The following is a 20,805-nucleotide window of genomic DNA, read 5'->3' as shown; positions in this document are numbered from 1 at the left end:
TTAAATTTGGTGCTCTGGCAATAGCAACGTCTCTTTTTCTTCTTCTTTATTTTGATTTTCTTGTACCGGTTCATCATCCGGGTTATGTTTTACTTTTGCTGAGAAAACAACAAACATCACCGGAATAATATACAAGGTTAATATCAGCGAAAACATCATTCCGCCCATAATTACAATCCCCAAGGAAACCCGGCTTTTTGCACCGGCGCCCAAAGCAAAAGCAATTGGCACGGCACCGAGCACAACGGCAAAACTGGTCATTAAAATAGGGCGTAAACGGGCAGTTGCTGCTTCTACTACGGCATCAAATTTAGATAATCCGGCATGTTCCATGCGTTGGTTAGCAAATTCTACAATCAGGATACCGTTTTTTGTAACTAAACCTACTAATGTAATCATCCCGATCTCACTAAATATATTTATGGTTTGATTAAACAACCAAAGAGAAAGAAACGCGCCTGCAATAGCCAGCGGAACGGTTAACATCACTACAAATGGATCGATAAAACTTTCAAATTGTGCGGCTAAAACCAGGTAAATTAACAAGAGCGCAAATGCAAAGGCGTACATAATATTTGATGAACCTTCGGCAAAATCCCGCGACGGGCCAGCTAAATCAGAACTGAAACTATCATCCAGCCTGCCTTTAGCAATTCGCTGCATTTCGGCAATACCTTGTCCAATTGTATAACCCGGAGCTAAACCAGCTTGTACAGTTGCAGATTTAAACCTGTTAAAATGGTAGATGGAAGGCGGCGTGGAATTTTCTGTTACTTTTACTACGTTATCCATTTGTATTAGCTTACCAGTAGTGCTGCGTACATAAATAGATTTAAGATCAAGTGGCTGATCACGGTTTGCACGGTCAACCTGAGCAACAACCTGATATTGTTTTCCGTTGATCAGGAAATAATCCAAGCGCCCTGCGCTGTAATATAACTGAAGCGTTTGTGCAATATCTGCAACGGATACGCCTAAATCGCGGGCACGGTCACGATCTGTAGTGATAGAAAGTTGTGGTTTGGTAAATTTTAGGTTTACATCTACAATTTGAAAAACGGGGCTTTTACTTGCTTCAGCCATAAAATCAGGCAAAACTTTCCTGATTTTTTCAAAGTCCTGATTTTGAATAACAAACTGTACCGGTAATGAAGTACGTGCGCCGCTGCCGCCGCCGCTTATAGTTTGCTCCTGAACAACGAAAGCGCGTGCATCCGGAAAACGGGTCAGGTTCTTAGTCATGTAGTCAGCAATTTCCTGCTGGGTACGGACCCGTTTATCAGGATCAACTAATCCGATCCGCCCAAAACCTGAATTAATGTTAGAACCAGGCGAAATAACCGAAATATTTATTTTTTTTTCAGGAATTGAATCTTCTACAAATTGCGAAATTTCGTTCATGTAACGCGTCATGTACTCGTAAGAAGCACCTTCTTGTCCGGTTACGGTATAACGCAATAAACTGCGGTCGTCCAGCGGCGCTAATTCAGAAGGTGTAATTTTAAAAAGGACCCCAACAATAATCAATGAAACAACCAGAATAACAGTGGAAATCCATTTTCGCTTCATAAAAGTGAGAAGCGAACTGGTATAAGAACTGGTCATGTTCTGGAAAAAAGGCTCCGTTTGCTCGTAAAATTTTGATTTCTTCTGATTCTTTCTAATCAGCTTTACATTAAGCATTGGTGTAAGCGATAAAGAAACGAACGCGGAAATCAAAACTGCGCCGGCGACGACGACGGCAAATTCCCTAAACAACCTTCCGGTAAACCCTTGCAAGAAAACAATGGGCAAAAACACTGCTGCCAGCGTTACCGAAGTAGATATCACGGCAAAGAAAATTTCTTCAGAACCTTCAAAAGCAGCTTTGCGAATATCCATCCCTTCTTCTACCTTTTTGTAGATATTCTCGGTGACGACAATACCATCATCTACCACCAAACCTGTCGCAAGTACAATTCCAAGCAGTGTGAGGATATTGATGGAGAAACCAAAAACATACATGATAAAAAAAGCGCCGATCAGCGAAACCGGAATATCAATCAGCGGACGGAAAGCGATCAGCCAGTCCCGGAAAAAGAGATAAATAATGATAACCACCAGCACGAAAGAAATCAGCAATGTTTCCTGTACTTCTTCTATAGATTGATTGATAAAACGGGTATTATCCAATGCAACTTCTACTTTAATATCGGCTGGTAAATCTTTTTTAACTTGCGCTAACCGTTTATAAAAATCTTTTGCAATCTGTACATAATTTGCGCCGGGCTGAGGTACAATTGCCAGCCCAACTTCCGGAACCCCGGATTCACGAAGCGATGTTTCCTCATTTGCAGCGCCTAAAATTGCATAGCCAACATCACTTAAATGAACCACTCTGTTACTGTCCGAACGGATAATCAGGTTGTTAAAATCTTTTTCCGTTGTTAGTTTACCCAACGCGCGTACGACCAGTTCTGTATTGTTGCCTTCAATTTTCCCGGCCGGCAGCTCCACGTTTTCTTTAGCTAAAGCAGCCTGAATATCGGTAGCGGCTAATTGGTAAGCAGTCAGTTTATTAGGATCGATCCACAAACGCATGGCGTACTGGCGTTGCCCCTGCACGTTTACTGCACTTACGCCGGGTATGGTTTGCAAAGCTTCCTGCAATACATTTTCCGCATAATCATCAATTTGCAAAATATTACGCGTGTTACTGCTTACCGTTATCGTGATAATATTATCCGCATTGGCATCAGCCTTGGTTACCACCGGTGGTGCATCAATATCCTGCGGCAACTGGCGCTGTGCCTGCGAAACCTTGTCGCGCACATCGTTTGCAGCTGTTTCTAAATCGGCATCCAGGTTAAACTCAACGGTAATATTACTGGACCCAACCGAACTGGTGGAAGATATATTACGGATACCCGGAATACCATTAATTACTTTTTCTAAAGGCTCCGTAATCTGGGATTCGATTACGTCAGAATTAGCACCGGAATAATTGGTAGAAACAGAAATAATCGGCGGATCTACCGAAGGAAAATCCCTCGTTCCTAAAAACTTATAGCCAATGGCACCAAAAACTACAATAGCAATAGACATTACTGTAGTTAAAACCGGCCTTTTTATACTGGTTGAGGATAAACTCATAGTTTTTACTTAATGATTTTAACAATTTTTAAAGGCACTTTTGGCCTTAACTGGATGATCCCGGACACAATTAAACTATCGCCGGGATTTAACCCGTCAACAATCTGGATTTTAGTAGCTGTACGAACATCCGTTTTTACATTTCTGGATGCCGCTACTCCGTTTGATACCACAAAAACCTTACTGCTTTTAATATCCGGAATTACACATTCTGTAGGAACGAGAATAGTTTTTGGTATTTGTTCTAATGCTAAATTGATTTTGGCGAAACTGCCGGCACGCAGTAAACCTTTAGGGTTTGGCGCTTTCGCACGGATGGTAATAGAACGCGAAGTCAAATCTAAATTAGGTTCAATGGCATATACCGTTCCCACAAAATTATCTCTGGAACTTTCTAAATTAAAATGGATTTTACTTCCATTTTTAATTAAGGGAAGATATTTTTCGGGGACCGAAAACGTAATTTTTGCAGGGTCCATATTTACCAGCGTAGCAATAGAACTTGTGGGGGAAAGATAGCCGCCCGGACTGATGTTTCGTAAACCAATAATACCAGAAAATGGTGCCCGGACTTCCGTTTTGGCTATTTGTGCCCGGATCAGGTCTGCTTGCGACCGAAATACATTTAAAGAAGATAAAGAAGTATCGTATTCCTCTTTACTTACTGCTTCTTTTTGCAGTAAAATCCGGTTACGGTACTCGGTTTGTTCGGCCAATTTAATCTGCACCTGGATTGATTTAAGCGATGCTACCTGGTCCTTGTTATACACCGTAACCAACAACTGCCCTTTTTGAACATGCGAACCTTCTTTAAAATAAATACCTGTAACGTTACCTGCGGTTTCGCTGCGCAGATCAACCTGCTCGTTGGCATTAACGGTTCCGGTAATGTCAATTGCATTGCTAAAAGCCGTATCTTTTACCAGCATCACGTTAACCGGAACAGGTTTATTCAATTTTTTTCCGCCTTTGGCAGAGGCTGGCCCTATTTTCTTTTCTTTTGCCGAAGCACTGTAAAATTTGTTGTAAATTAGATAACCTATTAGTAAAATCAGTAATGGATAAATAATGTATTTTGGCTTCATTGATCGGTTTTTTTCCTTGTTAAAGGAAGGTTTGGGTGTAAATATAACAATCTACTGCTTTCATTCTTCTTCAGTTGACAGCTTGTTTTTTATACGATAAAAACAGCAGTAAATGTTTTGCTGCAAGTAGGTACAGCAAATTCACATCATTCAGGATAACAAAATTACCACTAAAAATTTTAAGTTTTGCTACCGTAGCAAGCATTTTACAACTCTTTAAATTCGCAAAATAATTACATTATTGCTGATTTAAAACTGAATACTGTTTTTAGCATTATAAATATTTAAGCTTTTATGGGCAACGCCAACCTGAACATTCATTTTGAAATTTCTTTTACAGAACCAAAGGCACATTATGTTGATGTAACGATGACGATTAGGGAACTAAATACTGATAACCTGGAACTGATTATGCCCGTCTGGACGCCTGGTTCTTACCTTATCCGCGAGTTTTCTAAAAATATAGAAGCGTTTAAAGTCATCTCCGAAGGAAAAACTGTTCCGCATAAAAAGCTTCGTAAAAACAGTTGGTTTATCAACACCAAAAATTTTGCTGCCGTTACGGTTATGTACCGCGTTTATGCTTTTGAAGTTTCTGTACGCACCAGTTTTGTAGATGCTTCGCACGCTTTTCTCTCCCCTGCCGGCATTTTTTTATATCCTGACGGGATGCTTAATCTTCCATCTACCATCCGCATTGTTCCCTGCAATAACTGGAAAACTGTTTCTACCGGATTGGAAAGTGTTAACAATGATCCATGCTTCTTTTATGCACCTAATTTTGATACGTTGTACGATTCTCCTTTTGAAGTGGGCAACCAGCATGTTTTCTCTTTTACCGCAGCTGGTGTTCTGCACGAAGTAGCCATGTATGGCGGCGGAATGTATGAGGAAGAAAAATTAATAACCGATTTTACAAGGATTATTGAAGAAGAAACCAGGATTTTTGGTGAGAACCCAAACATGCATTTTGTATTCATCATCCACAATTTTAACAATGGCGGCGGTGGTTTAGAGCATTGCAATTCTACCGTTTTAGGTGTTTCCAGAACGGCATATGCGGCAGAAAAAACTTACCAGGATTTTTTGGGATTGGTTTCGCATGAATATTTTCATTTGTGGAATGTGAAACGTTTACGCCCGGAAGCATTGGGCCCTTTTGATTATCAGCAGGAAAATTACACCACCAGTTTATGGATTGCAGAAGGTTTTACCGCTTATTATGATAATTTGGTTTTACGCCGTGCAGGTTTAATTTCCCCTGAAAATTACTTCAAACTGCTTTCTGCAGATATTAACAATCTGGAAAATGTGCCCGGAAGAAAAATACAAACCATAACAGAAGCCAGCTTTGATACCTGGATTAAATTTTATCGCCCAAATGAAAACACACCGAATACTACAGTTTCATATTATATAAAAGGCTCGCTGATTGCGCTTTGTATCGATCTTTTAATTATCCACCAAAGCAATACTGCCTATTCCTTGGATGAGGTGATGAAACGCATGTACAAGCAATTTTACAAAACCGAAAACCGCGGTTATACCGAAGCAGAATTCAGGATAGCACTGGAGGAGGTAGCGGGCTGTACCTTAAACCATATTTACGAGCATTATATAAACGGCGTGGAGGAACTGGATTATAACCACTATTTGGGTTATGCCGGAATGCGTTTGCGCGTTTGTCCGCCAGAAAACAAACCGTTGCCCACAACCGGTTTCACTGCTGCTTTAACTGCCGGAAAATTAATAGTAACCCAGGTAGGGCGCGATACAGCAGCCTGGCTGGCTGGCATCAGCGTAAATGATGAACTATTGGCTATTAATGGTAACCGTATTGCCGATCTGGAAAAAGCATTGCAATTTCAATTACCCGGAGATACTATTGATATAACTTTAATACGCGACGGAAGGCTGCTGCAAATACCTTTAACTTTAGAAAACCAGCATAAAATCAAGTATCAGGTAGAAGAAATAAATGAACCGTCTGTAACGCAAATAGCTGTTCGTAATAAATGGATAAACCTGTAAACTAATAAGTTAAAGTATTAAACGGTTTTTGAACAATATTTATTCCTGCTATTTATAAAACAATTTTCTTTGATTTATCATTTATAGGTTATTGATAATTTAAACCATTTAATCACATTTTTAAAATTATTGTTATGAGATCATTATTGTATATCGTAGCCGTTATCCTGGTTATAGGATGGGCTTTAGGAGTATTTGCTTTCCACGTAGCAGGCGGTATTATCCACGTATTATTGGTAATTGCGGTTATTTCTTTAATTCTGGGCTTGATTAGAAGGGCCTGATGATTAATTTTAAGTTGATCGGAACATAAGAAAAGATCAACTATATTTTGTCTGGGTAAAAGAAGCATTGATGCTTCTTTTACCCAGACTTTTTTGTTGGAAGAATTACAACTTTAAAATAAAAATTGTATATTACTTTTTTAAATAATCTGGCCTGTCAAACACCTTTTTTAATACGTCATTAAGCTGGCCTAACAACTTATCAATTTTACCCTTAGCTTTTATCTCTTACCAGTACTTAACATAGCGGTAAACCTCCTTTTACTAAAACCTCTAATGCCCGCGGTATTATGCCATTTTTCATATAAGCTTTTAATTGCTTCACGGCATCAGTGAAGGAAGTTAACTGATAATAGATATGACAGAAGCAAATGCCGGTTTGATGTAGAATACTTACACTTTTTTTAAGTAAATCATTGAAGCATCTATGCTGGGCAAAGTTTACAACGTTACTTTTCTGTAAGCCAAAAAATATGATTATAATGATAACGCACTGCTAAAACACTATTTCATTTACCTTGTTTTATTGCAAATAATATTGTTATTTTCTTATCCTGTTAGTCTGTAACTTAATAATTTCATTATGAAAGGCCCTAAACTAACTTATATCCTATAGTCATTTCTCTAAATACAAGGATATTCAATTCATTCAGAAAGTTTATAACAACAGATAATAGCATTTATTAAACATTCATCATGAATAAATTAGGCTTAATAGCACTTACAGTTGTTGTGGCAGCAGGCGTAAGTTTTGGTTCTTTTAAGATTATGGAACATAATTTTCAGCCGCAGGCCATAACTGACGGGAATGGGAAAATCAGGTTTGTATCCAGTCGTACCGGTTCCGCTTCTTTAGATAACTACCCGGATTTTACCCAGGCAGCCGGGATAGCCACGAGGCAAGTGGTACATATTAAAGTACAGCTTTCCGGCCAGAATTATAATTCAAGGCCCGAAAGTTATTTTGGTGCCCCTCAGCAATCTGCACCTGTTATGGCATCTGGCTCGGGCGTTATCTTAAGCCAGGATGGCTACATCGTAACTAATAACCATGTGGTGGAAGATGCCAGTGATATCCAGGTTGTATTGACTGATAAGCGAACATTTCAAGCCAAACTAATTGGCCGTGACCCTAACACAGACCTCGCCCTGATAAAAATCGATGCCACGGGCTTAAGTCCTGTTAAATTAGGTAATTCTGATGAAGTGCAGATTGGGCAATGGGTATTAGCCATCGGCTATCCATTGTCTTTAAATACCACGGTTACCGCCGGAATTGTTAGTGCTAAAGAAAGAAGCATTGGCCTCATCGGTAGTAAAGAGCAGGAAAACAACCAGGAAGGTGCCTCGTCGGCTGCCAGTTCTGCAGTTGAAGCTTATATACAAACAGATGCTGCTATTAATCCCGGTAACAGCGGAGGAGCGTTGGTAAATACAAATGGCGAACTCATTGGCATTAATGCCGCCATTGCTTCACAAACGGGAGGTTATCAGGGTTATGGCTTTGCCATCCCCGTTAATCTCACCCGAAAGATCGTTGATGATTTGCGAAAATTCGGAACAGTGAAACGTGGACTTTTAGGCGTAAGCTTTCCTACACCTGCAACCGAAGATGAGGTTTTACGGCAAAGGGGCATTAGTCCCGAAAGTGTTAAAGGTGTTTATATCACCGGCGTGCAGGATGGCAGCGCTGCCGCCGCTGCAGGGTTAAAAGAAGGAGACGTTATTCAAAGTATAGACAGTGTCAAAGTAAACTCCTCTGTAGAACTGTCAGAAAGAATAGCCATGCACCATCCCGGCGATCAGATTAAACTAAGTTACCTGCGGGAAGGAAAAGGAGTGAATACAATTGCTACATTAAAAGGCCAGGCAGCGGAAAATTTAAATGCAAGTACAGGCCCGTCAATCAATGAAATCTATAATAAGCTCGGGGCTAAGTTTGCCCCCCTTGGCCCGCAGATCAAACAACGGTACCAGGTAAACTCAGGAATGGTAGTTACCGCCATTGCCCGTGGCGGTTTTTTTGAACAGATTGGGATACAGCCCGGTTCTATAATTGTCAGCATCAACGGTACAGAGGTTAATAACCCGATAGAGTTAAATAAAGCGTTTATGACTGCAACTCAGGGTACTATCAGAATTGCCTGTATAACCCCGGATGGTTCAAAAATTATATTCAACCTCTCTTTAGGGGCTTAATTGAAATTGGCTTTTGTTGTTAACGGGAAAGGCATTTCTTGAAACAAGTGAAAAAACACTTGCTGCTGTTATGGCTTTTATCCGCTTGATGGTTGAATTTAAATATAAAAGTTGACTCATAGACCTATACGGTTTTGAAAACCTTATAGGTCTGTTATTGACCTGTAATCAATCAAAAACAAGGGCAACCATTTTTAGGTGATAAAAGAAGCATCAGCCTAAAAAAGAGAAAAAGAGAAACAGAAAAAAGGTTTAAACAAGGCCTTTGCCTTAGTTTTCACTTCATCAAAATAAAAAATAAAAGAGCATTCAAGCAGCGTTACAAGGGCCGATCCGGCAAAAGCTTACTTTTTTTCCGAATGCCCCAAATCTTTTTCCGGGTTTATTTGATCTCTTACCAACTGTTTTAACTCCTTAATTTCGGGAAAACGCCCTTCCCGCTTGCGGTCAAAAAGAATATTTTCATCGATAAAAACAGTATAACGGCCGGCAATTTCACTTGGATGAAGCAAAACGCCGTGCAAATCATCTTCGAACGTAGTCAACAATTCCTGCGCCATGTACGCTGCACGCAAAAGCCAGCGGCATTTAGGGCAATATTCAATGGTAATTACAGGTTTTTTAGTGGTAAAAGAAGCAGGCTCCATCAAATTTAAAATCTATGTTTTAGAAGATACTAATTTAAAAATTAAGTATATTCGTAGGTAATACTTTGATGATGATAGTAATTAGTCCAACGGAATTAAGCGAAAACATGGAGAAGTATTTAAACCTGGCAGAAAAAGAACGGGTTGTTATTCAAAGAGGCGAAAACGAGACTTTTGAACTGCGTAAAACCGGGCGTGTAAGCAACGATCCTTTTTTTGACAACCCACAAAATATAGCATCTATTGAACAAGGCATGGCCGATATAAAAGCTGGCAGATATAAAACTTTTAACCCAGAAAAATCAGTATGGGAAAATATACTTTAAACCTATCTGATAAAGCTGTTAAAGATTTAAGTAAAATATTAAAATCAGGCGACAAAAAAAGTATTAAAACAATTGAAAAGATTTTTGAAGAACTTCAACAGAACCCATACGAAGGGATTGGAAAACCGGAAGCCTTAAAATATCAATATAAAGGGTTTTGGTCTCGAAGAATTATATAAAGTCTAATATATTTTTTCAATTAAAATAGTTTTCCCTAAATAGGTTACAGTTAAAAATACTTAAGATTCCAAAAGTTAATTGTAAATTTCTAATGGACTTTATATAACAAAAAAGACAGGCTGATTTATGAGATAAAAGAACTTACAGTTTCTGTATTTATTGTTTCTGCTGCCGGACATTACGATGATAAATAGCTACTTTTTATCTTCCGTCCATTCGTAAACATGCTTATTTGCATCGCCGGTAATTTTTTGGCAATTGCAATTTCCGCCCCATTCTTTCGTCCCGTTTTTAAAATATTCGCATTTCCAGATCGGTGCTTCGTGCTTAATCCTATCAATAATATAACGATTAGCAGAATAAGCTTCGGCACGATGAGGCGAAGCTGTAATTACTACAACAGCAGATTCTGAAATACCAACTTTACCAACACGATGTTGGGCCAAAGCAATCTTTAACGGAAACTTTTCACAGGCATCATCCAAAATTTGCCGGATTAATTTGGATGCCATTGCTTCCTGCGCTTCATATTCCAGATAATCCACATCTGTTTGCGGATCGTTATCACGCACTTCCCCGCTAAAAAGTACAACAGCGCCAGCTTCCGGATGATGCGATTTCGCCAATAATCCAACCAGATCCAAAGGTTCGGCAGATAAAAACGGAAGGTCAGCCGCCACTGCTGGGCGGGATAATGCAGATGGTATCATTTGTAGTTATTGGATAATCAGGGTCAACAAATTCATCATGAACAGCAAAACGGCAAAGATCAAGAACGTTTGCTGCCTGCGGGTTTTGCACTGCCAGTTCTTGTTTTAATGCCGCTATATTTTTTAAGTCGCCTGCTATTTCAAACTCTTTATCAAAATAATCTTTTAAAACAGCAAAAACCTGTATAGTCATAATTTTTAGGTGATAAAAGAAGCATTAACCGCCAATGTTTAACATGCTTAGTTCGCTGCCCACAAAATGGTGCAGTTGTTTTTGGTTCATAGCCAATTGCAGTTTTTCCTGCAAAACATAATCGTTATCATTTGAATCCATTGCAATTGGATGATTGGTGCTTAAACAACCATACATATTTCCATCAGCATCTAAACGCAAACGACTGCAATCCTGGCAAAAAGGTTCACTATTATTGGCAATAATACCAAAAGTATTTCCTTCGGCAGTTTGCCAGTAATTTGCCGTTGCCGAAGTTGCTCTCGGCATTCGTTTAAAATTATATTTTGTTGCGATTGTATCCAATAATTGTTGTTGCGAAAACAAATATTTGTCAGATTCATGGTGCAAATGACCCATCGACATTACTTCCAGAAAACGGACCGGAATATTTTTACTGAAAGCATAATCAACCAAAGGGATAATCTCATCTTCGTTCATGCCTTTCATAATTACGGCGTTTAATTTTACCTGGATACCTTCATTTATAGCAGCTTCAATTCCGTTTAAAACTTTGTCCAAATGACGGCGTTTAGCCATTTTAAAAAAAACAGCTTCGTTTACAGCATCCAAAGAAACATTAATAGCTTGCAAACCGGCAGTTTTTAAAGCAGCAGCCTGACGGGAAAGCAAATAACCATTGCTGGTCATGGTAATTTTGGGAATTCCGATCAGCGTTAAATTTCGAATCAATTCCGGCAATTCGCGATACAATAAAGGTTCTCCGCCCGTTAAACGAATAGTTTCCAGATCGAGTTGTTCGTGCAAACGCGAAATAATACCAGAAAAAAAAGCAGCTGATTTTTGCAGACGATGATCAAAAACAACATCTTCTTCCGATCCCATCGTACAATAAAAACAGTTGAGGTTGCAGGTATTTAACAAGCTTACCCTTAAAGTTTTAAATTTTCTTCCGTATGGATCGTTCAACACTTTCATTGGATTTTTAACACGATAAAAGAAGCATCGTGCAGAATAATTAATTTTAATTTGAACAAATAAAAACTTTATGTGTGTACAACCAAATATACAACGAAATGTTGGTTTAAATATGATGGAACGCAACCAAGCTTCCTGCTTGTAAATCCGATGTTTCTGCCGGATGAACAGCAATTGCGTTAGCCGTTAAAGCAGCTTTTACATCACCTGAACTATTAAACAAAATTGGCGTAACTTCCTGATTTACAATAGCAGGAAAGAATTCATCAAATGTTGTTTTCTTCAGTTTTTGTGTTGATAAAGGAAGCATTGCCAACTCCTTTTCTGACAAACCAAAACAATATCTAAGGTGATGTTCGATAAATAATTTGAACGTTACATGACAGGAAAAAGGATTTCCAGGAAGCGCAAAAACCAATCCGCCGGAAGGCAATTGTCCGCACCAGATTGGTTTTCCCGGTTTGATCTTTACCTGGTGAAACAGCTTTTTAACGCCTAAATTTTCCAAAATCTCCGGAACATAATCTGCATCACCTGCAGAAACGCCTCCGCATAAAATAATCATATCCGAATTTAAAGCTGCGCTGATTGCTTGTTTCAGCTGCTCTTTATCATCCAAAATATGTTTACAAATCGCTGGTTTAATTTGCCATTGTTTCAACAAACTTTTTAATAAAAACTGATTGCTGTTTCGGATTTGAATATCAGAAACTGGCTGCCCGGGTTCTACCACTTCATCGCCTGTGGTAAATAAAGCAACGTTTGGTAATTTTTCTACCTGAACTGTTGCTTTTCCAACCGTAGCCAAAAGTGCAATTACGGATGGTGGACAAATTATATTTTGATCGATAATGCAAGTATTAGCCTGAATATCTTCACCTTTTTTGGCGATGTTTTGGAAAGGTTTTACAGTTTCTACATTAAAGGAAACGTGGCCATTTGTTTCCGTTGCATCTTCCCAGCGGATAACGAGATTAACATTTGGGGGAACAGCAGCACCCGTCATGATTTTATAACATTCACCAGCTAAAACCTCCTGCCCGTAACGCTGACCGGCAAACACTACTTCTTTTACCGCATAATTATTGATGCGTTGCCCCCAATCTTTAAAATTGATGGCATAACCATCCATTGTTGCACGATTGAAAGGCGGATAATCACGATCTGCAAAAACTTGTTCTGCTAAAACCCTTCCGTAAGCTTCATCCAATGATAAAGTTTCTTGTCCGAATGATTTGGCTAAACTGGTGATTATTTGTTGGGCTTCTTTATAATTTAACATTTTTGGTTTGATTAATGTCCGCCGCCCAAAATCATTTTTCGTGCATGAAAAACAGCAGGTAAAATAGCTTGCAAAGATTCTCGTGCGCCGTTTGCACTTCCTGGCAAAGTAACAATTAGTGTTTGTCCGATGGTCCCGGCAACACCACGGCTCATCATGGCTAAAGGTGTACGTTGTTGGCCAAATACACGCATTGCTTCGGCAATTCCATCAGCTTTATGTTCCAGCAATTCTTCAACAGCAGCAACGGTATTATCGCGCGGGCCTAAACCTGTTCCGCCGGTTGTAAAAATGAACGGAACATCTTCCCGAACCCAATCTAAAATTTGCTGCTGGATTTGCTGCTTATCATCCGGTAAAATTTCCAAATATCTTACTTCTGCATTAAAACTTTCCAGCATTTCTTTGATGATTTTTCCGCTTTGATCTTGTCTCGTTCCGGCAGCGGTAGAATCAGAACAAACCAAAACGGCGCAAACCGAAACATCTTCATACAGCAACTGCCGGTCGCTTTTGCCGCCGCGTTTTTCTAACAATTTAATGTGCCCGATTTCCAATTGTTTATCAACCGGTTTCAGCATATCATAAATTTCGAGCGCAGCAACAGAAACTGCTGTCAGCATTTCCATTTCTATTCCGGTCCGGCCGATGGATTTTGCTTCTCCCAAAATCAAAATCCCTGGCCGGTTAAACGCTTTTTCATCTACATATTCTGCATGCTTTTCTTTGTCGAGATAATCAAATTTAATGCTCATGCCATCAATAGCAACCGGGTGGCAATGCGGCAATAATTGCGGTGTTAATTTTGCGCCTAAAAAACCTGCTGCCTGTGCAACATCAAACAAATTACCTTTGGGAAGTTGATTGTTTTTAATGAGTTCTATGGTTGCTTCTGTACAAAAAATTACGCTGACAGCCCGTGCCATACGGAGCGTAATTTGTTTATGGGTAACGTTTTGCATGCTTCTTTTATCAGCATAAAAGCTGGTTTATATAAATTTTTCCGGTTTTAATTCTTTGATATTGATTTCATCACCGATGCTGATAACACCTTCTCCATCATGAACAAGGTTTTGGCCGAAATAAACCTTGTTATTTTTTTTGCGATAACCGGCTAATGTTTTTAACGGTTCTTTTCCTATAATTCCATTTTCCTGATTGATGGTAATAACCGGACAACGGGCACAAGGTTTTACACCATAAAAATTGATGTTACTGATGGTAAAATGCTGCATCTGGTCTTCCTGAAATGGAGTGCCACCGGTAAAAACAATATTTGGCCGGAAACGGTCCATCGGTACAGCTTCTGGCAAACGCCCATTTAATTCATCCAGCGAAGCTTGCCCCACCATTAAAAAAGGATAGGCATCGGCAAAAGAAGTAACCTGATCTGGTTGTGCATATTGCTGGTCTACCTGTCGCAAAGTAGTTTTTGGCATGTAAACTAACCGGCATTTTAACTGCAGCATTTCGGTAAACCAGGCATCAATTTCGCGATCTACAAATTCTGACAAGCATTTATCGTCCCAAATAGTACAAACAGCTGCTTCTTTTGCATCAAACATAAAGGGGATAAAAATTGAACTTTCGGCTTGCTGCTGGTGCATCACCCATAAACCATTATCAACAAATTCAACCTGTAGCAGTGCCATTTCCGGGATTTCCCGTTGCGATAAAAACCGGTTGTTTTCATCTACCAGCATCCAGCGCCGGTCGTGCTCTAAACCACGGTTGCAAACTTGTGCAGTATGAAGTGCAATACCACCGAGTGATTTGATGGGATAAACAAAAAGCCCGCTGATTTTTAACATGCAATAAAGATATAAGCAATTTTATTTTTTGTTGGAAGAAGATTGCAAGTTGTCCTAAAACAGGCAAATTATTTATTGTATTTTTACTATAAGTTTAATTAACAACCGGACTAAAAAAGGGTTTAACGGCTAATTTAAAAACAAGTAATTTATTGTTACCAAATAAATGCTTGTGCCGGAAAATAAAGTAAAACTTAATTTTAATTTATCTATTAAATAGATTGTACCCTAAATCAAGCTGAAGCATATTCTGCATTAAAAAAACACTTAAATTATAATATCATGAATTTACGTTACTTATATATAAGCTTTATTGCTGTTGTCCTATCTTTTGGTGCTTGTAAAAAAGACAAGAAAAACAACATTGTTATTCCCGGAACTGCTGATTTTTCGCGTTACATTGCGGTTGGCAATTCTACCTCTGCGGGTTATGCAGATGGCGGTTTGTACCTTGCCGGACAACAAGTAGCTTTTCCAAACCTGGTTGCGGGGCAAATGAAATTAGCAGGAGGCGGAAATTTCAGTTCCCCTTTATTTTCTGCAGATCAGGCAAATGGTTCCGGTTACCTGAAGCTTACAGGCTATAATACAGACGGAACACCTCAAATTGTACCGGTAACAGATAAACTGGCCGTAAGGGATGTAATACAGATTCCGTTAATTGGCACTGTAACTTTATATACCAAATACAGCGGCGATTTAAACAATTATGCGGTACCGGGTATTAATTTACGCGATGTAACCAACATTGCTTATGGTAATTATAACGGTTATTACGAGCGTATGCTTCCGGGAAATTCACCAACAAACACAACCCCGTATTTAGATTTTGTTACCGCTAAACCTTTTACTTTTTTTACCTGTTGGCTTGGCGATAATGATGTATTAGGTTACGCTACGTCTGATGGTACATCAGCATTATATCCGCTAACCGATAAAGCAACATTTACTTCTACTTACAACAATGTTATTACTGCACTTACAAAAAGCGGTGCCAAAGGTGTTGTTGTTACCATACCCGATGTTACCGTTATACCTTTTTTCCATTATATTACAGTAACAGGTTTGATTGCCGCTGCGCAAAAAATAAATATTGCTTTTACAACTTTGTATATCCAGGCGTTGGATGCAAACGGAAACTATGTTACCCGTGCAGCAACAAATGCCGACCTGATTATGCTAACTTTTAACACCTCGCAATTAGGGGCAACCGTAAACGGTTTGCCTTTATATGGCTTATCGCAAGCCAATCCGCTTTTAAGTAAAGAAGTGCTGGATGTTAATGAAGCCGCAAAAGTTAAAGATTATGTAAACAGTTACAACACCAGTATTAAAGCTGCCGCTGCTGCTAATAACCTGCCTGTTTTTGATACTTATGCTTTATTAAACCAATTGGTAGGCGGTATTACACAAAATGGTGTTACCATTAATACCAATTTTATAAGCGGCGGTTTCTTTTCTTTGGATGGCACGCATTTTACACCGCGCGGCAATGCTTATGTTGCAGATCAGTTAATAAATGTTATCAATACAAAATACGGCTCCAACCTTCCAACGCTCGATATTTCTACTTACAATGCTGTTAAAGTACAGCCGTAACAGATACTGTTTTTATCCATATAAAATCTTTAAAACAGCTGATAGTTATCAAACTATCAGCTGCTTTTTGCCGATGCTTCTTTTAGCACCTGTTTTTATATAAGTAACAGTCGTATTGAAATTTTTACACGTTAAGTTTCCCTTTTCACAAAAAGCATTACCATTTTAAGTTACAATTGAATACTTTTCGTCATTATTTTACTCTTGATGAAAAAACTCCTCCTTTCCTTACTGCTCCCTTTGTTTTGTTTTCAGTTGAAAGCACAAACTGTCACCCAAAATCCTAATCCTGTTAAAGGAAATTATTTGCTTGCTGCGCGTTTCTCTCCGAAGAAATTACAAAAAATGATCTTTTCTACTTCTGTTGATGCCCATTGGTTGAAGAACTCCAACCGTTTCTGGTACATGTTCGAAACCAGTGCGGGTAAAAAATGGTACCTGGTTGATCCTGCTGCCCGAAGCAAGAAACTGCTGTTTGATAATGCCAAAGTTGCTGCCGAAGTTACTTTAATTGTAAAAGACCCTTTTGATGCCCAACATTTGCCAATCGAAAATTTAAAGTTTACCAAGGATGAAAAAAGCATCCAGTTTGATTTAAAAAGCAGTGTTGATGTAGTTAAAAAAGATCGGAAAGATAAAAAAGCTACCGACTCGCTCGAAAAGAAAACCTTTTACTTTCAATACAATTTACAAACCGGAAAACTAATTGAACTGGTAAATTATGATAAAGTAAAACCAAAACCTGCGTGGGCTTCTATTGCGCCGGATAGTTCGGCCATCATTTTTTCCCGCAATTATAATTTGTATTGGATGGACAAAGCCAACTATAAAAAGGCGTTGAAAAATGAAGATGACAGCACAATTGTAGAACACCAGTTAACCAAAGATGGCGTAAAAGATTATGCTTACGGCGGAAGTTTTATGAACGAAACTAACGTTGAGGAGGAAAAAAACAAGAAAAAACGTAAGCCAACACAAGTTTTATGGTCGCCGGATGCCAAACATTTTGCTTTGATCCGTACAGATTCCCGTAAGGTAAAAGATATGTGGGTTATCAATAGTATTGCAGAACCTCGCCCAACTTTAGAAACTTATAAATACCAGCTTCCGGGAGAAAAAGAAAACCCGATGAAAGAAATGCTGCTGTTTGATTTTGATGCCAAAACCTCAAAAAAATTAAATACAGCCTTATTTAAAGATCAGGAATTAACCATGTGGCCGGCACCAGTCCTGCAAAAAAACCGCGACGATGAATTTCGTCCGAACTTGTGGCTGGGAGATAACAGTAAGTTTTACTTTTATCGTACCGGTCGCGATCTGAAAAAGATTGACGTTTGCAGTGTTGATATCCAAACCGGAAAAGTGAATGTTTTGGTCCAGGAACGTTTAAATACTTATGTAGAAATTAACCGCCCGGGTTTGGTTAACGGCGGAAAAGAATTGATTGAATGGTCTGAACGGGATGGTTGGGCGCATTTTTATTTATATGATGAAACCGGAAAATTGAAAAACCAGATTACTTCCGGTTCTTTTCATTGCGATGATATTGTAAATATTGATGCTAAAAACCGCATCTTGTATTTTACAGCTTCGGGCAGGGAAGCAAACGAAAACCCATATTATTCTCATTTATACAGTATTCATTTTGATGGCAGTAACTTGCATTTGTTAAACGGCGGCAACTTTGATCATGCTGCAAGTTTAAATGACGACAGTAAGTTTTTTGTTGATAATTTCTCTCGTGTAAACACTACGCCAAAAGGAATTTTGTGTGATTATATGGGACACAAACTGATGGATTTGGAAACAGCCGACCTGTCAAATTTAATGGCGGCAGGTTACAAGTTCCCGGAACCAATTAAAGTAAAAGCTGACGATGGCATTACTGATTTATATGGCGTATTATACAAACCTTATGATTTTGATGCACAAAAGAAGTATCCGTTAATTGAATATGTTTATCCCGGGCCGCAAACCGAAGCGGTAAATAGTGCTTTCAGTAAAAGCATGGATGCGAATGAAAGATTAGCACAATTTGGGTTTATTGTAGTAACCGTTGGCAACCGTGGCGGCAACCCGGAACGGTCCAAGTGGTACCACAATTACGGCTACGGTAACCTGCGCGATTATGGTTTGGCCGATAAAAAAGCGGCTGCAGAACAATTAGCTGATCGCTATCCTTTTATCGATATTAACCGCGTTGGTATTACCGGGCATTCGGGTGGAGGTTTTATGTCAACCGCAGCGATGTTGGTTTATCCTGATTTTTTTAAAGTTGCTGTTTCGGAATCCGGCAATCACGATAACAGCATTTACAATCGTTGGTGGAGCGAAAAGCACAATGGTTTGAAAGAAGCCGTTACGCCAAAAGGAGATACAACTTTCCAATATTCAATTGATAAAAACCAGGATTTAGCTAAAAACCTGAAAGGGCATTTACTGCTTTCTACCGGCGATATTGATAACAATGTTAGTCCGTCCAACACTATCCGTTTAATCAATGCCCTGATTAAAGCCAACAAACGTTTTGATTATGTTTTATTGCCCGGCCAACGGCATGCGTATGGTGATATGGCCGAATATTTTTTCTGGCAAAAAGGAGACTATTTTTGCAAGTATCTGTTAGGCGATTTTTCTCAACCGGTAGATATTTTGGAGATGGATAAAGAAATAGAAATGAACGGTAAAAAACCAGTTGCCAATTAATCCTTTTATCAATTTTTAGGTGATAAAAGAAGTATTGTAATTGCACTTATAATGAGCACTTTTTTTTAAAGATCGATTTAATTATAATTTTACTGAAAGTATAATTAAATCAATACAAGTACCGTTTTTAATTGTAATTATTCTGAATTTAATAAATTATACAAAACAATACTTGCAGGCCGGCGTTGCATTAACAAAACAAAAATTTATTATTATAGAATAATCTAAGTTTTAAATTTACTATTATTGTTAATTATCAACCTTACATACATTTTTACATGGCAAACGTAACAGAAAAAGAAATCATCAGTTATCTTAAAGAAAAGATAAAAACCATTCAGGCAGAAGCTAAAAAGTACGAAGATCTGTTAAATGCTTTTTCGGGTTCTGCTGCTCCGTCTAAATCAGCAAAACAAACAAAAGACAATATTTTGGATGCTGTTATAGAGGAAGCAGAAGATACTTCTGCAAAAGGCAGCAAAAAGAAAGCTGATGCAAAACCTGCAAAAGGTGGCAAAGCAGCAGCACACAAAGCACTGGAAGTTCCTGCTGAATATACGCCAGACTTAGGGTTAAGCGGTAAAATTGCATTTGCGTTAAATGAAATTGGCGAAGGTTTTGGCCAGGATATTGCCAATGCTATGGCACAATACGAGCCACAAAGCGACCCGGACAAATTGTTTAAACAAATTGCAAGTGTACTTTCTAACCTTAAAGCAAAAGGCGCTTTAACAACCGTTAAAGAAGGCAGAAGGGATAAATATACCCTGGCCAAATAACAGTCGAAAATTACAGGTATTAAATCCTGTTTAACTTGTGATGCTGTTTTTATGCTGATAAAAACAGCATCACAAGTTTGAAAAAATATTTTAATAAGCCGCAGTAAAACGTTTGCGGATGTGTTTTGGCTTTTCCAGTTCATCTATAACTGCCAGGGCCAGATCTTCTACTGATAATACACTTCTGCCCTCTTCATCAAATACCGGATTATCCAAACCCAAACGGTAAACCCCTTTTCTAATACCCGAAGTACCCTGGTGCATTTCAAAAGCCGGGCTAATATAAGTCCAATCCAATTCTTGCTCTTCTTTAAGAATGTTTAAATAATCCCTTGCAGCAGTTGCCCCTGGCTTTATTGCAGCAGGAAAATCAGGCGTATCTACCGCTTGTACACCTGGCGCAACTTCCAAACTTCCGGCACCACCAATTACAATATATCTTTTAATACCAGCCTTTTTAACACCGCTTTGGATAGACTTGGAACCTTTTAAAAATTCATTATAAATATCCGGATTTCCCCAACCAGAATTATAAGCACTAATTACGGCATCACAACCTTTTATCAATTCGGCAACGTTATTTTCATTTAAAACATCACCTGGTTTTACAGTTAAGTTTTCATCTTTAAGCGTAATGTTCTCCGGGTTTCTTACAATTGCTACAACCTGGTGTTTTCTGTTTAAAGCTTCTTTTAAAATGGCAGAACCTACAAATCCCGAAGCTCCGATTAATGCTATTTTCATGATACTGTTTCTTATTAATTTAATTATTGGCTTTTTAAATATTTTAAAGTTATTTTTAATTGTAAAAGATATAAAGTTAGCGATAAAATTAAGGCCTTTTGGTGTATAAACACTTTCAA

The 20,805-nt window shown here is 38.6% G+C and carries 18 protein-coding genes; 8 read left to right on the top strand and 10 right to left on the bottom strand.

The genetic code is table 11. The features are described 5' to 3' along the window. Positions 1–3,132, bottom strand: coding sequence for an efflux RND transporter permease subunit (locus tag GO621_RS09730; RefSeq protein ID WP_157566465.1), 3,132 nt, complete (start codon positions 3,130–3,132; stop codon positions 1–3). A 5-nt stretch (positions 3,133–3,137) separates the two neighbouring features. Then, a complete protein-coding gene (locus GO621_RS09725) occupies positions 3,138–4,217 on the bottom strand; it encodes an efflux RND transporter periplasmic adaptor subunit (protein ID WP_157566463.1) in 1,080 nt (359 codons plus the stop codon). Between the two features lie 294 nt (positions 4,218–4,511). Between GO621_RS09725 and GO621_RS09720 the strand changes: the two genes are divergently transcribed. From GO621_RS09720 to GO621_RS09710, 3 genes are all read left to right on the top strand, one after another. Further along, positions 4,512–6,248, top strand: coding sequence for a M61 family metallopeptidase (locus GO621_RS09720; RefSeq protein WP_157566461.1), 1,737 nt, complete (start codon positions 4,512–4,514; stop codon positions 6,246–6,248). Positions 6,249–6,382: 134 nt separating this feature from the next. Beyond that, on the top strand, positions 6,383–6,532 hold the full coding sequence (locus GO621_RS09715) for a lmo0937 family membrane protein (RefSeq protein WP_157566459.1): 150 nt from the start codon (positions 6,383–6,385) through the stop codon (positions 6,530–6,532). Between the two features lie 696 nt (positions 6,533–7,228). Beyond that, entirely contained in the window at positions 7,229–8,731 is a 1,503-nt protein-coding gene (locus GO621_RS09710) for a trypsin-like peptidase domain-containing protein (RefSeq protein WP_198170199.1), read from the top strand. A gap of 344 nt (positions 8,732–9,075) precedes the next feature. Here the strand turns inward: GO621_RS09710 and GO621_RS09705 are convergent, their stop codons facing one another. Further along, complete coding sequence (locus tag GO621_RS09705) at positions 9,076–9,378, bottom strand: SelT/SelW/SelH family protein (protein ID WP_157566457.1); 303 nt, start codon at positions 9,376–9,378, stop codon at positions 9,076–9,078. Positions 9,379–9,446: 68 nt separating this feature from the next. Here GO621_RS09705 and GO621_RS09700 point away from each other — a divergent pair, with 68 nt between their 5' ends. Both GO621_RS09700 and GO621_RS09695 read left to right on the top strand, forming a co-directional pair. Continuing rightward, positions 9,447–9,704 (top strand): hypothetical protein, encoded by a 258-nt coding sequence (locus GO621_RS09700; protein ID WP_157566455.1) that lies wholly within the window; start codon positions 9,447–9,449, stop codon positions 9,702–9,704. Next, entirely contained in the window at positions 9,686–9,883 is a 198-nt protein-coding gene (locus tag GO621_RS09695; protein ID WP_157566453.1) for a Txe/YoeB family addiction module toxin, read from the top strand. Before GO621_RS09700 ends, GO621_RS09695 begins: the two co-directional genes overlap by 19 nt. Positions 9,884–10,078: 195 nt before the next feature. Here GO621_RS09695 and GO621_RS09690 read toward each other — a convergent pair whose 3' ends face one another. The 6 genes from GO621_RS09690 to GO621_RS09665 all read right to left on the bottom strand — a co-directional run bounded on the left by GO621_RS09690 (position 10,079) and on the right by GO621_RS09665 (position 14,858). After that, complete coding sequence (locus tag GO621_RS09690) at positions 10,079–10,594, bottom strand: molybdenum cofactor biosynthesis protein MoaE (protein ID WP_157566451.1); 516 nt, start codon at positions 10,592–10,594, stop codon at positions 10,079–10,081. Further along, entirely contained in the window at positions 10,554–10,787 is a 234-nt protein-coding gene (locus GO621_RS09685) for a MoaD/ThiS family protein (protein ID WP_157566449.1), read from the bottom strand. Before GO621_RS09685 ends, GO621_RS09690 begins: the two co-directional genes overlap by 41 nt. Positions 10,788–10,811: 24 nt before the next feature. Continuing rightward, entirely contained in the window at positions 10,812–11,765 is a 954-nt protein-coding gene (locus GO621_RS09680) for a GTP 3',8-cyclase MoaA (RefSeq protein ID WP_157566447.1), read from the bottom strand. A 106-nt stretch (positions 11,766–11,871) separates the two neighbouring features. Further along, entirely contained in the window at positions 11,872–13,047 is a 1,176-nt protein-coding gene (locus GO621_RS09675) for a molybdopterin molybdotransferase MoeA (protein ID WP_157566445.1), read from the bottom strand. A gap of 11 nt (positions 13,048–13,058) precedes the next feature. Beyond that, entirely contained in the window at positions 13,059–14,009 is a 951-nt protein-coding gene (gene moaCB / locus GO621_RS09670) for a bifunctional molybdenum cofactor biosynthesis protein MoaC/MoaB (protein WP_157566443.1), read from the bottom strand. A gap of 27 nt (positions 14,010–14,036) precedes the next feature. Beyond that, entirely contained in the window at positions 14,037–14,858 is an 822-nt protein-coding gene (locus GO621_RS09665; RefSeq protein WP_157566441.1) for an MOSC domain-containing protein, read from the bottom strand. Positions 14,859–15,140: 282 nt separating this feature from the next. Here GO621_RS09665 and GO621_RS09660 point away from each other — a divergent pair, with 282 nt between their 5' ends. The 3 genes from GO621_RS09660 to GO621_RS09650 all read left to right on the top strand — a co-directional run bounded on the left by GO621_RS09660 (position 15,141) and on the right by GO621_RS09650 (position 19,942). Further along, a complete protein-coding gene (locus tag GO621_RS09660; RefSeq protein ID WP_157566439.1) occupies positions 15,141–16,457 on the top strand; it encodes an SGNH/GDSL hydrolase family protein in 1,317 nt (438 codons plus the stop codon). Between the two features lie 207 nt (positions 16,458–16,664). Continuing rightward, on the top strand, positions 16,665–19,163 hold the full coding sequence (locus GO621_RS09655; protein ID WP_157566437.1) for a S9 family peptidase: 2,499 nt from the start codon (positions 16,665–16,667) through the stop codon (positions 19,161–19,163). Positions 19,164–19,441: 278 nt separating this feature from the next. Further along, the gene (locus GO621_RS09650) at positions 19,442–19,942 is read left to right on the top strand and encodes a hypothetical protein (protein WP_157566435.1); all 501 of its coding nucleotides are present in this window, start codon (positions 19,442–19,444) and stop codon (positions 19,940–19,942) included. Positions 19,943–20,032: 90 nt separating this feature from the next. Here GO621_RS09650 and GO621_RS09645 read toward each other — a convergent pair whose 3' ends face one another. After that, positions 20,033–20,686, bottom strand: coding sequence for an NAD(P)-dependent oxidoreductase (locus GO621_RS09645; protein ID WP_157566433.1), 654 nt, complete (start codon positions 20,684–20,686; stop codon positions 20,033–20,035). Positions 20,687–20,805 lie beyond the last annotated feature (119 nt).

The sequence above is a fragment of the Mucilaginibacter arboris genome (genome assembly GCF_009754915.1).
Taxonomy (GTDB): Bacteria; Bacteroidota; Bacteroidia; order Sphingobacteriales; family Sphingobacteriaceae; genus Mucilaginibacter_A; species Mucilaginibacter_A arboris.
The sequence above is the reverse complement of the archived record's forward strand: the minus strand, read 5'-3'. Positions and strand labels throughout refer to the sequence as shown.